At 52.9% G+C, this 16,921-nt stretch carries 16 protein-coding genes; 7 read left to right on the forward strand and 9 right to left on the reverse strand.

The features are described from left to right. Position 1: 1 nt before the first annotated feature. The 4 genes from FRY98_RS14680 to cidR all read right to left on the reverse strand — a co-directional run bounded on the left by FRY98_RS14680 (position 2) and on the right by cidR (position 4,053). A complete protein-coding gene (locus tag FRY98_RS14680) occupies positions 2-469 on the reverse strand; it encodes a MarR family winged helix-turn-helix transcriptional regulator (RefSeq protein ID WP_225039169.1) in 468 nt (155 codons plus the stop codon). Between the two features lie 177 nt (positions 470-646). Further along, positions 647-1,411, reverse strand: a complete 765-nt coding sequence (gene pdaA / locus FRY98_RS14685; RefSeq protein WP_148454483.1) for a delta-lactam-biosynthetic de-N-acetylase — start codon at positions 1,409-1,411, stop codon at positions 647-649. 196 nt (positions 1,412-1,607) lie between these two features. Beyond that, complete coding sequence (locus FRY98_RS14690) at positions 1,608-3,011, reverse strand: branched-chain amino acid transporter BcaP (RefSeq protein ID WP_148453154.1); 1,404 nt, start codon at positions 3,009-3,011, stop codon at positions 1,608-1,610. A gap of 115 nt (positions 3,012-3,126) precedes the next feature. Next, on the reverse strand, positions 3,127-4,053 hold the full coding sequence (gene cidR / locus FRY98_RS14695) for a cidABC operon transcriptional activator CidR (protein ID WP_211373306.1): 927 nt from the start codon (positions 4,051-4,053) through the stop codon (positions 3,127-3,129). 151 nt (positions 4,054-4,204) lie between these two features. Here cidR and FRY98_RS14700 point away from each other — a divergent pair, with 151 nt between their 5' ends. Next, positions 4,205-4,570, forward strand: a complete 366-nt coding sequence (locus tag FRY98_RS14700; RefSeq protein WP_148454488.1) for a CidA/LrgA family protein — start codon at positions 4,205-4,207, stop codon at positions 4,568-4,570. Beyond that, the gene (locus FRY98_RS14705) at positions 4,567-5,250 is read left to right on the forward strand and encodes a CidB/LrgB family autolysis modulator (RefSeq protein ID WP_148453157.1); all 684 of its coding nucleotides are present in this window, start codon (positions 4,567-4,569) and stop codon (positions 5,248-5,250) included. The genes FRY98_RS14700 and FRY98_RS14705 overlap by 4 nt, the downstream gene beginning before the upstream one ends. A 1,064-nt stretch (positions 5,251-6,314) precedes the next feature. Here FRY98_RS14705 and FRY98_RS14710 read toward each other — a convergent pair. Continuing rightward, entirely contained in the window at positions 6,315-6,725 is a 411-nt protein-coding gene (locus FRY98_RS14710; RefSeq protein WP_148453160.1) for an exosporium protein C, read from the reverse strand. A 324-nt stretch (positions 6,726-7,049) separates the two neighbouring features. Here FRY98_RS14710 and FRY98_RS14715 point away from each other — a divergent pair, with 324 nt between their 5' ends. After that, positions 7,050-8,432, forward strand: coding sequence for an MBOAT family O-acyltransferase (locus FRY98_RS14715; RefSeq protein WP_148453163.1), 1,383 nt, complete (start codon positions 7,050-7,052; stop codon positions 8,430-8,432). Between the two features lie 50 nt (positions 8,433-8,482). Further along, positions 8,483-9,895 (forward strand): stalk domain-containing protein, encoded by a 1,413-nt coding sequence (locus FRY98_RS14720; RefSeq protein WP_148453166.1) that lies wholly within the window; start codon positions 8,483-8,485, stop codon positions 9,893-9,895. 57 nt (positions 9,896-9,952) lie between these two features. Here the strand turns inward: FRY98_RS14720 and FRY98_RS14725 are convergent, their stop codons facing one another. Next, on the reverse strand, positions 9,953-10,930 hold the full coding sequence (locus tag FRY98_RS14725) for a Gfo/Idh/MocA family protein (RefSeq protein WP_148453169.1): 978 nt from the start codon (positions 10,928-10,930) through the stop codon (positions 9,953-9,955). 191 nt (positions 10,931-11,121) lie between these two features. On the opposite strand from FRY98_RS14725, the gene FRY98_RS14730 reads away from it, so the two are divergent. Both FRY98_RS14730 and gdhA read left to right on the forward strand, forming a co-directional pair. Further along, the gene (locus FRY98_RS14730; protein ID WP_148453172.1) at positions 11,122-11,766 is read left to right on the forward strand and encodes a nitroreductase family protein; all 645 of its coding nucleotides are present in this window, start codon (positions 11,122-11,124) and stop codon (positions 11,764-11,766) included. Between the two features lie 356 nt (positions 11,767-12,122). Continuing rightward, a complete protein-coding gene (gdhA, locus tag FRY98_RS14735) occupies positions 12,123-13,502 on the forward strand; it encodes an NADP-specific glutamate dehydrogenase (protein WP_148453175.1) in 1,380 nt (459 codons plus the stop codon). A gap of 111 nt (positions 13,503-13,613) precedes the next feature. Here gdhA and FRY98_RS14740 read toward each other — a convergent pair whose 3' ends face one another. From FRY98_RS14740 to gltC, 3 genes are all read right to left on the reverse strand, one after another. Beyond that, entirely contained in the window at positions 13,614-14,792 is a 1,179-nt protein-coding gene (locus FRY98_RS14740) for an NAD(P)/FAD-dependent oxidoreductase (RefSeq protein WP_148453178.1), read from the reverse strand. Between the two features lie 60 nt (positions 14,793-14,852). Next, complete coding sequence (locus FRY98_RS14745) at positions 14,853-15,302, reverse strand: DUF1641 domain-containing protein (protein WP_148453181.1); 450 nt, start codon at positions 15,300-15,302, stop codon at positions 14,853-14,855. A gap of 232 nt (positions 15,303-15,534) precedes the next feature. Next, complete coding sequence (gltC, locus tag FRY98_RS14750; protein WP_148453183.1) at positions 15,535-16,437, reverse strand: glutamate biosynthesis transcriptional regulator GltC; 903 nt, start codon at positions 16,435-16,437, stop codon at positions 15,535-15,537. Positions 16,438-16,635: 198 nt separating this feature from the next. Between gltC and FRY98_RS14755 the strand changes: the two genes are divergently transcribed. Next, the gene (locus FRY98_RS14755) at positions 16,636-16,857 is read left to right on the forward strand and encodes a hypothetical protein (protein ID WP_148453186.1); all 222 of its coding nucleotides are present in this window, start codon (positions 16,636-16,638) and stop codon (positions 16,855-16,857) included. The last annotated feature ends 64 nt before the right edge of the window (positions 16,858-16,921 follow it).

Below are 16,921 nucleotides of genomic sequence, written 5' to 3' on the forward strand. Positions count from 1 at the left end.
TTTAAATTTCGGATTGCTCCGTCTCCCGCTTATGCTTCTCCTCCAAAAAGCGGTATACGAGTTCCAGCAAATCGGCCAGTTGATCGCTCCGGGCTTCGCCTAAATAATCGTACAATTCCTTGAAGTGACGAATGTACACCTCCCGGCTTTCCCGGCGGATTCGCACCCCCTTCTCCGTAAGCCTAACCCGGACGACCCGCCGGTCTTCCTCGTCATGCGAACGGACGATCAGGCCATTGGACTCCAGACTGCGGACGAGCGGAGTCACGGTGGGGGGGCTGACCCGCATCAACTCGCTGATTGCCGAGATGGTGACGCCCCGCGCGTCGTCGAGGCACCCTTTTTCAATCATGGAAAGAACGCGGAGCTCGCTGGGTTTGTAACCCTCGAGGACCTTCTTGTGCCAGTCCGCCCTCCTGAAACGGGCAATCGACTCCATCAGTCGCTGGGCTCCCGGTTCACCGCCCATATTCACTTGATCCCTCCTAATATTTATACAGTTTAATATTTAGCTTTAATATTTATTAGCAAACCTAATTATAGGAGCCGCCAAGTGTAAAGTCAAGAAGCCTGATTTTTCCGTTCAATATAAAAAAACCGCTTGGAGCGCGGAGTTGAAGGGTCTCCGGCTCAAGCGGTCGATGATTTAGCGGGTAGGTTGTCCGGGCGATGCGGGAGATGGTTTCTCCTTCCGGCTGCGCATCAGATCGTCCAGGCTTCGGAACTCATAACCCTGGCGTCTGGCTTCATCGATGATCGCCCCCAACGCGGCGGCGTTATCCTTGGACACCGAGTGCAGCAGGATCACCGCCCCGGGATGCAGCTGATCGATGACTTTGCGGTAAGCGTAAGGCGCTCCTTTCTGGTCGTTCACATCCCAGTCTTTGTAAGCGATCGACCAAAAGACGTTCGTATACCCAAGTTCCCTGGTGACCCTGAGCACACGTTCGCTGAAAATCCCCCGCGGCGGCCGGAGATAGGCCATGCGATCCGTTCCCGTCAACTTGGCGGAAGCCTGCTTTACGCGATCCAGTTCGTCCTTGATTTGACTGTCGGAAATCGTCGTCATGTCCGGATGACTCCACGAATGATTTCCCACCAGATGGCCTTCCGCGGCCATACGTTTCACAAGCTCCGGCTGATCCTTTACATAATGGCCTGTAATAAAGAAGACGGCCGGCACCTTTTTCGCCTTCAAGGTATCCAGAATCGGCGCCGTATATCCGTTCTCGTACCCGTTGTCGAAGGTCAGGAACAGATCTTTGCGGGTCGTGTCGCCGAGAAAGATCGCCCCGTGTTTATCCACGATCGCTTTAAACCCCTCTTGGTCAATAGAAGGAAGTTGTCCGCCGACGCTCTTTTTGAAGCCAAAATGAAAAGGCGTATCGGCAGAGGCCGCAAGAACCGCCATGCTATCCGATTTGGCGGACGTGGCCGGGACTTCAGCGCCATGCGCATCCGCAACCCCTCCGCTCAACGGGCTTAGAAGAAAAGCGGCGAGCAGCCCCAAAATCAAGGAATCCTTCATAAGGAAAGTTCTCTCCTTCATCTTCTTGGAATGTTCGTACCTCCGCTTTAATTTCAACCGTTTTCTACCGGAATATGCATTAATCCGCCGGCTTGTCCGCCAAACGGCTGTGTCTGCGTCCATAGGCAAAATAAACGATCAACCCCAGCGCCATCCAGATGAGAAAAGCGATCCAGGTGATTTGCGGCAGATTGATCAGCAAATACGCGCAGGATACCACCGCGAGAAGCGGAATCCAAGGCACGAGCGGCACCTTGAACGCACGCGTCAGATCCGGACGGGTCTTACGCAAAATCATCACCCCGGCCGAAACGGAGATGAACGCAAACAACGTTCCGATGCTGACCAGATCCGCCAGCTTGTTCAGCGGAATCAGCCCCGCGAATACGGCGACGGCAATGCCGGTCGTCCAGGTGCTCACCGAGGGTGCCCCGGTTTTCGGGTGCAGCCGGGACAGCTTCTCCGGAAGCAGGCCGTCGCGGCCGATCGCGAAGAAGAGCCGTGCCTGCCCGAACAGAAGAACGAACAGCACCGTGGTAATCCCGACGATGGCCCCCAGCGAGATAAAGCCCGCCACCCAGTTCTGATGAATAAACTGCAGGGCGAAAGCGACCGGATTTTTGACATCGAGCATGGTATAAGGGACCATTCCCGTCAGTACGGCTGTTACCGCAATATACAGAATGGAGCACACGACAAGCGACCCGATGATCCCCCTCGGCAGATCTTTTTGCGGGTTTCTCACCTCTTCGGCGGCCGTCGCCACAACGTCAAAGCCGAGATAAGCCAGAAATGCGGTGGCCGCCCCGGTCACGACGCCCCCGAAGCCGAACGGCATGAACGGCGTCCAGTTGGAAGGTTTGATATAAAAGGCGCCGATGACGACGAACAGGATAATGACGGCCACCTTTACGAGCACCATCAGCGAATTGAGCCGCGATGACTCCTTGGCTCCCCGCGATACGATATACGTCAGCAGAAGCACGATGACCACGGCGGGCAAATCCAAATAGGTGCCGGCTCCGGGATTCAAGGCGCTGCTGAGCGCCTTCGGAATTTCTATGCCGAATCCGGCGAGAAGCCCCTGGACGTAGCCGGACCAGCCGCTGGCGACCATCGAGGCCGCAAAGCCGTATTCCAGAATCATATCCCAGCCCAGGACCCAGGCGATAATCTCGCCGAAAGTCGCGTAGCTGTAGGTGTAGGCACTCCCCGACACGGGAACCATCGAGGCGAATTCCGCATAGCACAACGCGCAAAAGGCGCAGAGGATTCCCGCCAGCAAAAAGGACAGGATCAGTCCGGGCCCGGCGTGCTTGGCGGCGGCCACCCCGGTAAGCACGAAAATCCCCGTCCCCACCACGCAGCCGACGCCGAGCATCGTAAGATCGAACGCACCGAGTTCTTTCCGCATTCCCCGGGAACCTTCCGCCGCCTTTTCTTGTAGCATGAATGCAATTGATTTTTTTCTGAACACGCTCATTCAGGTTCTATCCCCTATAAAACGAATTTAAAAATCACATTCAGCTATTATATAAAAACTAGACTGGTATGGATAGTTCGGATTGCATGGGTAGTTTATCCAATAGATGAACATTCTATGGTTTTTTGCTCCGGCGCATTTCCCCCGAACCGCTTGAAGGGGAAGAGAGAACCTCTTGCGCAAAGCGGATCCACTCCCGGGTCGCGAACGACAAATAGCGGTCTTCCCGCCAAACTAGACCCAGCTTCCAGGGAATGACCGGATGAATCAAGGATAAGATCCGCACGCGTTCTTCATCGATTTCCCGGCAGATCGTTTCCGGCAATAGCGTGATTCCCAGCCCGACCGCCACCATTTCGCTAATTAAATCCCATTGCGAGCTTTCGTATATGACTCGGGGCTGAAAACCCGCCTTCTTGCATTCGCCGATAATCCGGTCATGCAGCGTAAAGTCCTCGCGGAACAGGACGAATCCTTCCTCGGCCAGTTCGTGCAATTCAACGCGCTTCCTGTCGGCCAGAGGATGATCCGTCGGCACGACGAGCTTCAGTTTCTCTTCCACAAAAGGGAAGCTGCTCAGCCCCTCTTGTACCGTGGGGAGCACAACCACGCCGACCTCCAACAGCCCGTCCGCCACATCGGACTCGACCTTTTTCGCCCCGTCCTCAAACAATTGGATCGTAATCTCCGGGTAGCGCTGATGAAACTGGCCGATGACCCGCGGAAAAAAACTCGAGCCAACCATCGGCGGAAGGCCGATCCGGATATGGCCTCTTTTCAGATTGCGCAGATCGTCCAGTTCGGCCGTCAAGTTTTGAAAAGAAGCGACGATTTGCTGGGCCTGGGCCACGATCAGCTGCCCCGCATCGGTCAGTTCGACCCTTTTTCCGACCCGGTCAAACAGGACCACCCCGAGCTCCTCCTCCATTCCTTTGATCGTTTTGCTGATCGAAGGCTGCGTAATATAAAGGGCGTCGGCCGCTTTTGTGAAGCTCTTGAGCCGGGCCACCTCAATCAGGCACTGCATTTGCCGTACATCCACCGTTAACCAGCTCCTTTTCCCCGCTTTTTCCATAACCATATGGAATCTCATCCATTCAGTATATTCATTTTACTCATGAAAGCAATTGATGTAATATTTCATTACCAACTTTACAACAAGAAAGGAGCCACACAGCGTGGGAAATCTAAAAATGATCGGCCGCATTGTGCTGCAAATCGCCGTTCTCATTCTGTTCTCTCTGGGCATGAACTTCCTTGCGCAGGCGCTTCATTTGCCGATTCCGGGCTCCATACTGGGCATCGTTATTTTGTTTGCTTTATTGAAGACGGGCGTCATCAAACTGGCCTGGATCGAGCAAGGGGCCAATTGGCTGCTTGCTGAATTGCTGCTGTTCTTCATTCCGGCCGCGGTCGGCGTGATGAAATACATTCCGCTGCTGGAACACGACGGGGTCCGGATTCTGACCGTCGTCATTCTCAGCACGTTGACCGTTATGGTCAGCTCGGGGCTGATCGCCTCGCGCATCGCCAAAAGAAAGGAGCATAAACCGTCATGATTCAAGGCTGGATTTGCCTGTTCGTCACCCTCGCCGTCTATGTCGTATCCAAGCAAATTTACCGCATACGGCCGCGGGTTTATTTGTCCCCCTTGTTGATTACGCCGCTCGTGCTGGTGATCGGTCTGCTCTGGATCGACGTTCCTTACGAAACCTATCACTCCGGGGGGAAATGGCTCAGCGCCATGCTGCAGCCGGCGACGATCGCATTCGCCGTTCCCCTTTACAAATACTATAATGTCCTGAAAAAACACGCCGTCGAGATTCTCGTCAGCGTGCTGACCGGCTCCGTCGTCGCCATGTGCACCTCGGTGATCCTGGCGGAGTGGATGCATCTCGACAACCGGTTGATCAGCAGCCTCGTTCCCCGCTCGGTCACAACCCCGATCGCCATGAACGTGTCCCAGGTCATCGGAGGCGTCCCGAACATTACGGCCGTCTTCGTGATTATCACCGGCCTGCTGGGGGCTATGCTGGGACCGCTGGTCGTCAAAATGTTCCGCATCGAAGGCGAGGTTGCCCGCGGCGTCCTCTTCGGCACCAGCGCCCACGGAACCGGTACATCCAAGGCGTTTGAGCTCAGTTCGCTCACGGGCACGATCTCCAGCATCTCGATGATTTTGGCCGCCCTGTTCACGCTGGGCGTAGCCCCGATCCTGATTTCCGTACTGATTCGTTAAGTACGGTCAACCCTAACCCCGGTTTCCTCCTAATGTTCACATATAGATTTCTCTTATGGACCCTGCCTTTCGGCGGGGTCGATTTTTATTTTGGGCTTTAGCCAGTTGAGCTCGCGAAGCGTGCGAAACAAAAACCACCTGTCTGTGCGGGTGGTGTAGTGATGCTTGTAGCAAAAAAGCCTAGTGTGCTTTCAGCTTCCAACTCCAAAAAGATGCAAATCTGCAGGTATTTAGGCCGATCCCCGCGGGGGAAGACGAAAAAGATGCAAATCTGCAGGAATTTCCAGCGAATTTAGTGAAACGATCCGGTTTCGTCGAAAATTCCTGCAGATTTGCAGGGATTTTGAAATTTTGAGTCCAAACAGGAAAAAAACATGCAGATATGCAGGAATTTTATGTTATCAAGGTTGTTTGACGAGGTATTAGGGGTTTAGTAATAATCGCACCCTTCCGGGGTAGTCAAAAGCCGCAACGGCATAGTAGCTTGAACGCAGCGAAAGCAAGCGCCTTTAGACGCGAGCCGCTAATAAAGGCTTATAGCCTTAGACAAACCACCCGTTTGACGGGTGGTTATGATCCGTCCGCTATAATAGCGGCGATTCGGGCTGCTATTATAACGGGCGGCAAGTGAGATTGCGGAGTCGGCAGCACCATGTCAGGTTTAATGCAACGCCAGTGCGCTTTTCCCTAAAATAAAGCCCCAAAGGACCTCTATTTCTCAGCGAAGGGACGAATTCGACAAAATCACGCCTCAAAAAGCCCTTATCCACCCACCCGGCTTCTAAGAGAGGCGGTTACGGCTTTAGACCCTTCGGGTTAATGCAACGCCAGTGCTTTTTTTACCGCTATTATCCCTTGAGAGCTGGAATCCGCCACAATAGCGCCTATAAATGCCGCTATTACAGTGCGGCTAGCCATTTCGGCGAAGGGCACCGGCAGAACTGCATCTTTCCCGTTCGAGATAAGCTTGCGATATGTACCCGTCAAGGAATACAAAAAAACGCAGGGACCGCGCTTAAAAGCGCGGCCCTGCGATAGCGGTCCTTCGCGATCCGGTTGTTCGATTAAGCTGTAGCCAAAGCGGTAAAGACGATCGGGCCGATGACTCTGGCTTGAGTTCCCGCCGCCAGGTTTTCCACGGACAGCACATAGTCATGAACCCCCGGGGCTACATTCACGTCAGCGGCAATCAGGGAGGTGAGGTTCACATTTTCAAAGTCGGTTTCAACCGCTTGAACCGCATAATAAATCTCGTGGCCATCCCGGAAAATGCGGAAAAGCACTCTCGGAATTCCCGTGATTCCCTGCAACCCTACTGTAGCGTCCAACTGTACCTTGTTCGCCGGGCGGTTTGCGGGGATGGTGACTCTCACTAGGGCAATCCCTTGCCCCGCCGGCGTCTGCGGCACGTTGATGGCGGCACCGTTCGTAATCGGGGTGGGCACGTTAACGACATGATCCAAAAGCTCTGCCATTCTTTCTTCAACTCCTTCCTGGAATTACTACATTCTATGAAGGGCTGCTAGATTAGGAATGGACGAGTTGACTGATATATTTGCATATTTTCATGATTTAATAGACTCCTGCGTTTATGGGACTATCATGCAATCTTAATGTTCGCTTTCCTTCACAAAGTTCGCACTTTTTTTAAAGAAAAAGGGAACTTTTTGCGGACTTTTTTTGTCTAATTATATGTATCGCTCCCGTGGAAGCCCCGTACATTGTCGAATCGGGCCAACTAGGGTATGATCATATTATTTGGGTGTGACTTTTATTCCAGTAAAGAGGTGTGCTAAGGTTTGCTTTTTAACTCTTACGAATTTTTATTCGCCTTTTGGCCCATTACCTTTGTCGTCTACTTCTTAATGAACCGTTTTTGTCCGCCTATTGCGGGGAAAGTCTGGCTCGCGGCTGCTTCTCTCTTCTTCTATTCCTGGTGGAGTATCAAGTCGCTGCCTTTGATTCTCGCTTCGATCGCTTTTAACTACATCATGGGGCGGAGCATCAGCCACGCCCGGCAATTACGAACGCGCAAGCTGCTGCTTACGTTGGCGATCGTCGGGGACGTTCTTTTCCTGGGCTACTATAAGTATGCCGACTTCCTGATCAGTAACGTAAACTCGCTGTTTTCCGCGCAGATCGATTTGCTCCGGCTCGCACTGCCGCTTGGCATCAGCTTCTTTACCTTTACGCAAATCGCCTACTTGGTCGATGCTTATCGGGGAACGGCCAAAGAATACAGCATCGTTAACTATGTTCTGTTCGTCACCTTTTATCCGCATCTGATCGCCGGACCTATTCTGCATCATAAAGAGATGATGCCTCAGTTCGACCGCGCCCGCAGCAAAGTGATTATTCCCGGCAATGTCGCCCGGGGGTTGTTCATCTTCTGTATCGGTCTGTTCAAAAAAGTGGTGATTGCCGACACGCTGGCGCCGATCGCCACGCAGGGCTTTGACGTATCGACGAACCTGAGTCTGGTGGAAGGCTGGACGACTTCGCTGGCCTACACGATGCAGCTCTACTTCGACTTCAGCGGTTATTCCGACATGGCGATCGGGATAGCGCTGCTCTTTAATATCAAGCTGCCGATCAACTTTAATTCGCCGTACAAGGCCGTCAGCATCCAGGACTTCTGGCGCCGCTGGCATATGACCCTGAGCCGTTTTCTTAGAGACTATATTTACATCCCCCTGGGCGGTAACCGCAAAGGGCATTTCCGTACCTATTTCAATCTGGTGGCCACCTTCGTCATCGGCGGGATTTGGCATGGAGCCGGCTGGACCTTCATCGCATGGGGGCTTTTGCACGGGATCGCTCAGGTGATTCAGCGGCTGTGGAAAAAAACCGGCATCGTCCTCCCGCACTGGGTCGCCTGGTTTATTACCTTCATGTTTATCAACTTCAGCTGGGTGTTCTTCCGCGCCAAGGATTGGGACGATGCGCTCAAAGTGCTGCGGGGAATGTTCAATTTCGGCCACATCGGCGTGTCCACGACGCTGCTGGGACAAGTCGCCCTGGTCGGCGCCGCCATACTGGTTGCCGTGTTCGCCCGTAATTCGATGGAGATGAAGATGAAATTCCGGCCCAACGTCCGATATGCCGCGTTCATCGCGTTTCTGTTCGTTTTTTCGGTGCTCTACTTTAACCAGGTCAGCGAATTCTTGTACTTCACTTTTTAATGCCGTCGGGACGTATAAATTCTCTGTGATTCAGAAAGGGAGATCACCTCTTGAAGAACTTGCGTTTTATTGGTACGTTTCTGGCCTTTGTGCTGCTGTTTGGGGCCATTGTCGGAACGTTTGTCTTTGCCGTGGATCCTCTGCAATTCTATCGGAAGGCTTCTTACCCGCCTCTCTTTTCGCGGGAGCAGCGCTATCAGAACCCGGGCCTGGCCAAAAATTACGATTATAATATGATTATCATCGGCAGTTCCATGACCGAAAATTTTCTCCCCACCGAGGTTGGCAAAAAACTGGGCGGGGACGTGCTCAAGCTCTCCACGGAAGGATCGACCGCCAAAGAGCAGCGGATGATGGCCGACTTGGCCGTAGGGACGGGACAGGTCAAAAAAATCCTCTGGGGGCTGGACTACTTCTCCCTCCGCGAAAATTCCGTAAGGGACGAAGCGTCCTTTCCGTTCTATCTGTATGATGACAATGTGCTGAACGATTATAAATACATTTTTAACATTTCGAACGTAAGACATGCCTTCGGCGCCTTGTTCCTGCCCAAAGACCAGAAGCCGCAGTACCGTAATTTGGAGACGCTCAACAACTGGAGCTACATGTCTTCCTACGGAGCCAAAAAGGTTATGGCCAAATGGAAGGAAGCTTGGCTTGCCGAACAGACCTCCGGCACTAGCGAGCCTTCGCTCGACCTCGTCAAGGAGAGATTTCATGAGAACATTCTCAGTTTGGTAAAGGCGCATCCCGAAATCGAATTTATTTTCTATTATCCGCCGTACTCCGTCATCCGCCAGCAGGTTTGGTACAGTCTGAACCCGCAGCGTTTCGCGAATCAGCAGGAAATGAAAGTCTATATGTACGAGCAGTTAAGCGCATTTGACAATGTCAGCATCCATGATTTCCAAAGCGACAGCTCCATAACTTACGACCTTACGAAGTACAAGGACCTGTCTCACCACTCGGGATCGATCAATCAGCGGATCGTCGATGAAATTGTCGGGGGGACGCATAAAGTGACCGCCTCCAATCTGGAGCGGTTTAATCAGGACTTGGAGCGGCAGGTAAGCACTTTGGTCATCAATGAGAACGGACCGATTTTCTCGCTGACGATCACGGTGAACGGGCAGCCGGCCACCTTCGGCCAAGTCCCGACGACTTCCAAAGACCAGGTGCGGGTTCCGTTGAAAGATTTTGCCGAGGGGATCGGAGCGGAGTTCGATTACGACACCGGTACCAAAGAAGCGACCCTTATCAAGGGAGGGAACAAGCTTGTGTTCAGCGTGGGAGATCCCATCGCCAGTCTGAATGGACAAGCTGTTGAGCTGAAGTCACCGGCGGTTATCGTTAAGGAGCGGTTGGTCGGACCGGTGAAGCAAATCACCGAACTGCTGGGCGGCCATGTGACCGAAACGGAAACGGACGGTCCGTACTTCCTTAATTACGATTTGTCTTTCTAAAAAGATAGGGGCGATACCGCGAGCACCTGAGTGCAACGGTATCGCCCCTTCTATTTATTAATTTTCAATCTTGACCGGTTTACCGGTCGAAGCCGATTCCAGAGCCGCGCATGTGACGCGCTGGGTCTTCAAGGCGTCGGCGTAGTCGGATAGAATCCCCGAGGTATCCCCGGTGCGTAAGGCGTGAATAAAGGCCTCATTCTCTTTAAGATACGGATTGTCTCCGAGCTTGTAAGAGGTGCTTTCTTCCGTTCCGACGATGTCCAGGCGATCGGGATTCCAGTGCAGCATCCCCGACCCGGTGTACAGTTTCAGGCCGACTTCGCCCACGCCGCCCGGCAGCGCACAGGTGTTGGAAATGTTCGCGATAGCCCCGCTGCGCAGTTTCAAAGTAACGGTGCCTACATCGGGAACGCCCACCTGCTCGAACTGAGTATGCACGATGCGGTTCGCATAGGAGGCGTACACTTCTTCGACTTCACCGGCCAGATAACGCAGCAGATCGACGATATGGGTCGTTTGCTCGATAAACTGTCCGCCGGAGCCCTCTTGTCTTCTCCACCAGGAAACTTGCGGCATATCTCCCATCCAGGTTCCCAAGGCCATCGCGAGCGTCTGGCCGGCCATGCGTTCCTTCATCATCTGAATCGTCGCTTTATAACGAAAATGATAGCCTACCGCATGGACCAGCGGTTTGCTTTGCAGCTTGCCGGAAATTTCCGTGGGAATATCCATATTCGTACCGATCGGCTTCTCCACCAAAAAGGGGATCCCCCGCTCGATCAGTACAGATTCAATTTCCCCATGCGCCATGGGCGGGACACAGATATAGACCGCGTCAAGTTTTTCCCGGTCCAGCATTTCCGTCAAGCCGGCATACCCGCGCGCCCCCGGGTAACGGACTGCCATCGCTTCCGCCTTCGCCTCGCTGGTCCCCAATACGGCGGCGACCCGGACCCGGTCCATCCCGGCCAAGATGTCTCCATGCACTTTGCTGAACCAGCCTGTCCCAATGATTCCGATATTTAAATCCACTTGCTGCAGCCTCCTTTGCCCTCGGCATATGGTTTCTTTAAGCGTAGCGCTTCCATGAAAGAAGCACAAGCGAAACCATTCCAAAACTTTATTCGCTTTCCTCAAAACTGTACTTGAAAAGTTAACAGTTAACCCGTATACTAAATTTACCTAAAAATTAAGATGTAAATATAAGGAGGATTCGGAGAGAGATGAGTATAACAGAGAACGTGAATTTGAATGATTTTTATACGGTATTAAAAGAACGGCATTCGGTTCGAGCTTATGATCCCAGCGTAGAGATCTCCAGAGAAGAAATGACGGAAATGCTGGAGCTCGCTTCTTCCGCCCCTTCTTCTTCCAACCTGCAGCCATGGCGTTTCCTCGTCATCGACGACCCGAGCTTGAAGGAAAAGCTGCTGCCCATCGCCAACAACCAGCAGCAAGTGGTCGATGCCGCGGCCGTCGTTGCCGTGCTTGGCGATTTAAAGTCCTATGAACAGGCGGATGCGATTTATTCCAAAGCGGTCGAAGCCGGATACATGGACGAAACGACGAAAAATTCCTTTGTGGAACGGCTCCAAAGCATGTACGGCGGACTGAAGCCCGAACTGCTGCACCAGGTGAACGTGCTTGACGCGGGTCTCATTTCGATGCAATTCATGCTTATTGCGAAGGCAAAGGGTTATGATACCGTTCCTATGGGCGGTTATGATGCCGTTAAATTTGCGGAAGCCTTCAACCTGCCAGAAACGCTGAAGCCCATTTTGCTGATCGCCGTGGGGAAAGCCGCCAAACCGGCACATAGCACCGTTCGCTTGCCGATCGGGCAAATCACCCACTGGAACAACATATAAGTCGCGTTTCCCCGTTAATAGAAAGATCATCCACACCGGCCCGCATGGGCCGGTTTTCTATTTCCATTTTTACCATGTCAAAGCTGGTTTTGATTGGGGCTTATGGTGACAATGTGCAGTATTATGGAGGGACGGACGCGAGAAAATAACGGGTGGAGGGAAAGCGCCTAAGTCCGTAGGTCCGGTTCCAATTTCCAGGAAAATCTAACATAGGCTGTAAAGTTCATCTCAAATGGTCATCAACTTCATCTAAATAAAGTTTTGTTTATATCTTACATGGATATTACAATAGGAGTTAGAAAAATCGTGAAAATTGGAACAAATGATAGGTGACAAAACGAAAGGTGGAGAAAAGATTGGCTATTACAACACAATCGAGCCCTGAACTTCAAGCGGCCCAGTCCTATGTGAATGAAGTGTATGAAACCGTCAAGAAGCGCAACCCGGGAGAAAGCGAATTTCACCAGGCCGTTAAGGAAATTCTTGACTCCCTTGTGCCGGTTTTTGCGAAGAACCCCAAGTACAAGAACCATGCGATCCTGGAAAGAATCGTCGAGCCCGAAAGACTTATTACCTTCCGCGTACCTTGGGTTGACGATCAAGGGAACGTGCAAGTCAACCGCGGTTTCCGGGTACAGTTCAACAGCGCCATCGGCCCGTACAAAGGCGGACTTCGCTTCCACCCTTCCGTAAATGCGAGCATCATCAAATTCCTCGGCTTCGAGCAAATTTTCAAGAACTCCTTGACCGGTCAGCCGATCGGCGGCGGTAAAGGCGGTTCGGACTTCGATCCGAAGGGTAAATCGGACAACGAGGTTATGAAATTCACGCAAAGCTTTATGACGGAACTGTCCAAATACATCGGTCCTGACGTTGACGTACCGGCGGGCGATATCGGTGTAGGCGCCCGTGAAATCGGCTTTATGTTCGGGCAGTACAAACGCCTCCGCGGCGGTAACGAAGCGGGTGTCCTCACGGGCAAAGGCCTGACTTACGGCGGAAGCTTGACGCGTACCGAAGCGACCGGTTACGGCCTCGTTTACTTCACGGACGAGATGCTGAAAACCAAAGGCGAAAGCTTCGCCGGCAAAACGGTCGTCGTTTCCGGTTCCGGCAATGTGTCGATTTATGCGATTGAGAAAGCGCAGCAGCTCGGCGCCAAAGTCGTGGCCTGCAGCGATTCGAACGGATACGTATACGACAAGAACGGCATCAACCTTGATACCGTGAAGCGGCTGAAAGAAGTGGAAAGAAAACGGATCAAGGAATACGTGAACGAACATCCGTCGGCCGAATATCATGAAGGCTGCGAAAATATTTGGAACATTCCTTGCGACATCGCGCTGCCTTGCGCAACGCAAAACGAAATAAACGAAGAGGCGGCCAAAACATTGGTGGCCAACGGCGTAAAATTTGTTGCTGAAGGAGCCAATATGCCTTCCACCCTGGAAGCGATCGAAGTTTACCTCAGCAATGACGTGTACTTCGGACCGGCCAAAGCGGCCAATGCCGGCGGGGTTGCCGTTTCCGCTCTGGAAATGGCACAGAACAGCGCCAGACTTGCCTGGTCCTTTGAGGAAGTGGACGCCAAACTGAAGGACATCATGAAGAACATTTACAGAAACAGCGTGAATGCGGCTGAAGAATACGGCCATCCGGGCAACCTGGTGGTTGGCTCCAACATCGCCGGCTTCCTGAAGGTCGCCGACACGATGGTAGCCCACGGCGTTATCTAATCGCATTATCTAATACAGATGTCTGTCGGCCAATGAGGCCGGCGGGCATTTTTTTATAAAAAAGAACCTTCCCTCGATCAATGAGGGGAGGTTCTTTCGATTCAAGTGAGATCAGTATGCCAAAGCGTCCAGCGCTTTGATGTGGGACAGGTAGCGGATGTTGCTCGCTTCCTTCATCAGCGTGGCCGGCAATCCGCGCAGTTGCGTGTTGCTTGCGCCGATCGTCGCCACCGCATCCTTGCGGCCCAAGCTTGCCAGCGTACCCGAGTTCACCGGGCTGAACGTTTCCATATGTCCGCCAGTCAGGTTAGCGTACAGGTTGTAGCCGATCAGCTCGCCCATTTGCCAAGCGATTTGCGCCGTTGGCGGGTACGGACGACCGTCCGCGCCGAAGTATACGGCACTGTCGCCGGCGACGAATACGTCTTTATGCGATGTGGATTGCAGGAATTCGTTGACCGTCGCGCGGCCGCGGTTGACCTCGAGGCCCGATTCGCCGACCAGCGGATTTCCTTGCACACCGCCTGTCCATACGAACGTGTTCGCCACGATTTTTTGCCCGTCCTGCAGATCGATCGTGTTGCCTTCCACTTTCGTTACAGGCAGCCCGGTCAGGAATTTGACGCCGCGCTTCTCCAGGCTTGTCGTTGCGCGTTCGATCAAGTTGTCCGGCAGTACCGGCAAAATTTTAGGGCCGGCTTCGACCAGCATCAATTGAACTTCTTCTTGTTTGATGCCGTATTTCTTGCTCAGCTCAGGCAGCTTGTCGGCGATCTCGCCCACCAGTTCGACCCCGGTCAAACCGCCGCCGCCGATCAAGATCGTAGCGTCCGCCGGATTTTTCGATTTCGCGTATTCCGCCAGTTTCTCTTCGATATGACGGTGGATGCGGTTGGCGTCATCGGCCGATTTCAGCACCATGCTGTACTGCTCCAGCCCCGGAATCCCGAAGTAAGCCGTGATGCTGCCAAGCCCTACAACCAATGCATCATAAGTCAAAACCGTGCCGTCGTGCAATTTAACTTGCTTGTTGTCGACCGAGAAGCTGTCGACTTTGGCGATACGAAGGTCGATGTCTTTGCCCTTGAACAGTTTCTCGAGAGGCAGCGCCACCGCGCGTTCCGCAATACTCCCCGCGGCCAGGCGATGCAGCTCGGTAATAATCTGATGTGTCGGATATTGGTTAACAACCGTAACCCGTGCTTGTTCTTTGGTCATGTATTTCCGGATATTCAAAGCGCTCAGTACGCCGCCGTAGCCGGCGCCCAGGATGACAATATGTTTAGACATAGTAATTCTCCGTCCTCCGTTCTGACAAATTGAGATGGTAACACCTTAAAGATAGCGCGTCTATTTTTGTTGTTGTCTGCTCTTTTCGCCCGCGACTTGAAGATAAGCGTTCACGAAACGGAACAGCTTTTGCGCTTCCGGGTCCTTGAGCATTTTGAGCAGCCCGAACAGACCGATAACTTCTTGACTTGCGTCAGCACGGTCTTTGGCTTCAATCACGGTAGCTGCGATATTTTTAACCGTCCCTACAACAGGACCGGCGATTTCGGAAATAGCGCCCACCGTGTCGCTCTTTAAAGTTTCATCCGTCGCAACGGTTTTGGCAAAATCATAAGACTTCGTCAGAATATTCACCAGCTCGGTCAATTTCGGCAGCTGTTGAACCAGGACTGTCAAGGATTCCTGAACCTCAGGCTTGAGCAGTTGATCAACGATATCGCGTTGCGCATTGTCGCTGGACGTGATCGTCGTTTCTTGTGCAGATTTTGTTTCCGTGTTCGCTTCCGACATACCAATTCTCCTTTACATTAAGCCACAGTGCTTGAATTTTGGGTTAGAAGGGTCCCAATTCCCTCACCGAACTCGCTAGAGTTAGTGAAAAATTGAACATTTAATCAGTAAACAACCCGTAATAGATTGTAACATACTTTCAACAAAAATAGTCATTAAGTTTTAACTTAATGACTATAATCTGAGATTTTTATCATAGTTTGTCCGATTCTAGGAATCGTATTCGGCACGGTTAATATTTAAAATCGAATCGGGGCGCGATCTCTTGTAAATAATCATAAAAAAGCTTCTCCGTCGGCGGCAGCTCCCGGGTAGCCGGTACGATCACCCCTACGTCCCGGGTGACCTCCGGCTCCGTGATCGGTAAAATCACAATGCTGGAGGCGATATGCTCGCTGAGCGCGATCTCCGGTAGAACGGTGAGACCCAGTCCCGCCGACACAAGGCCTTTGATCGCGTCCAGATCATCCCCCTCAAACGCCACCTTGGGCTGAAAGCCGAGATTGCCGCAGGCTTTCACGACGATGTCGCGCAGCACGAAGCCTTCGGGAAACAGCACGAACAAGTCCTCTTTCAGTTCGTTCAAATTGAGCGATTCTTTCTTCGCCAGCGGATGGTCCGCCGGAAGCAGGGCGACGAATTTCTCCTGAAACAGCACCGTTCCTTTAATTTGCGCTTCCTGCTGCGGGACGGGGCCCATGATCGCCAGATTCAGGTCGCCTTTGGCCACCCAATCGACCAACTCCCGGTAAGAGCCGTGCTGCAGTTGAAAATGCACCGCCGGATACCGCTCCCGGAAGCCTGAAACCGCCTTCGGAATCATCTGCGCCGCCATACTGCTCGGAAAGCCGATCCGCACCGTCCCCCGCTCGGGGTCCAAATATTCGCTGATTTCCTGCTGGGCGTTTTCAATCACCTTCATCAGGTGCTCCATATGCCCGAGAAATAACCGCCCGATCGGGGTCAGCTTCACCTTGCGTCCTTCATGAATGAACAGGTCCACCCCCAGCTCGGCCTCCAGCTTGAAAATTTGCCTGCTCACCGCCGACTGCGAAACATGCAGCGCATACGACGCTTCGGTAACATGCTCCAGCTTCGCGACCTCGATGAAATATTGGATTTGCCTCAGTTCCACGTCCGCACCTCCCCTAACAAAGAACGTCAGGTCTTTCAGGTTTTAATCCCCATTATATAGGTTAACCGCCGGGAACGGAAGCCCGCGGGATTCGCACCAGGAAAAGCCCGGCGCAGAGCCAGATGGGACCGCACGCTCAGGGGCAAGCGACAGGGCGGGTAGAGCCTCCGGCGACCAAAGACTGGGTGGAGTAGCCATATGGGGGGGGGGAATAGCTGCGCGGAGGGCGGAGTTACTTCGCGGGAAGCGAGAGTTGCTGCGCCGGAAGCGGGGTTACCGCGCGGGAAGCAAGAGTTGCTGCGCCGGAAGCAAGAGTTGCTGCGCCGGGAGCAAGAGTTACTGCGCGGGAAGCAAGAGTTGCTGCGCCGGGAGCAAGAGTTGCTGCGCCGGAAGCGGAGTTACCGCTTTTCCGGACATTAACGGGATTTTCTCCCGCTAATTTCCGGCAAAACCGCTGTTTCCGTGATTTAACTGGAATTTCTCC

The sequence above is a fragment of the Paenibacillus faecis genome, from assembly GCF_008084145.1.
GTDB classification, from domain to species: Bacteria; Bacillota; Bacilli; order Paenibacillales; family Paenibacillaceae; genus Fontibacillus; species Fontibacillus faecis.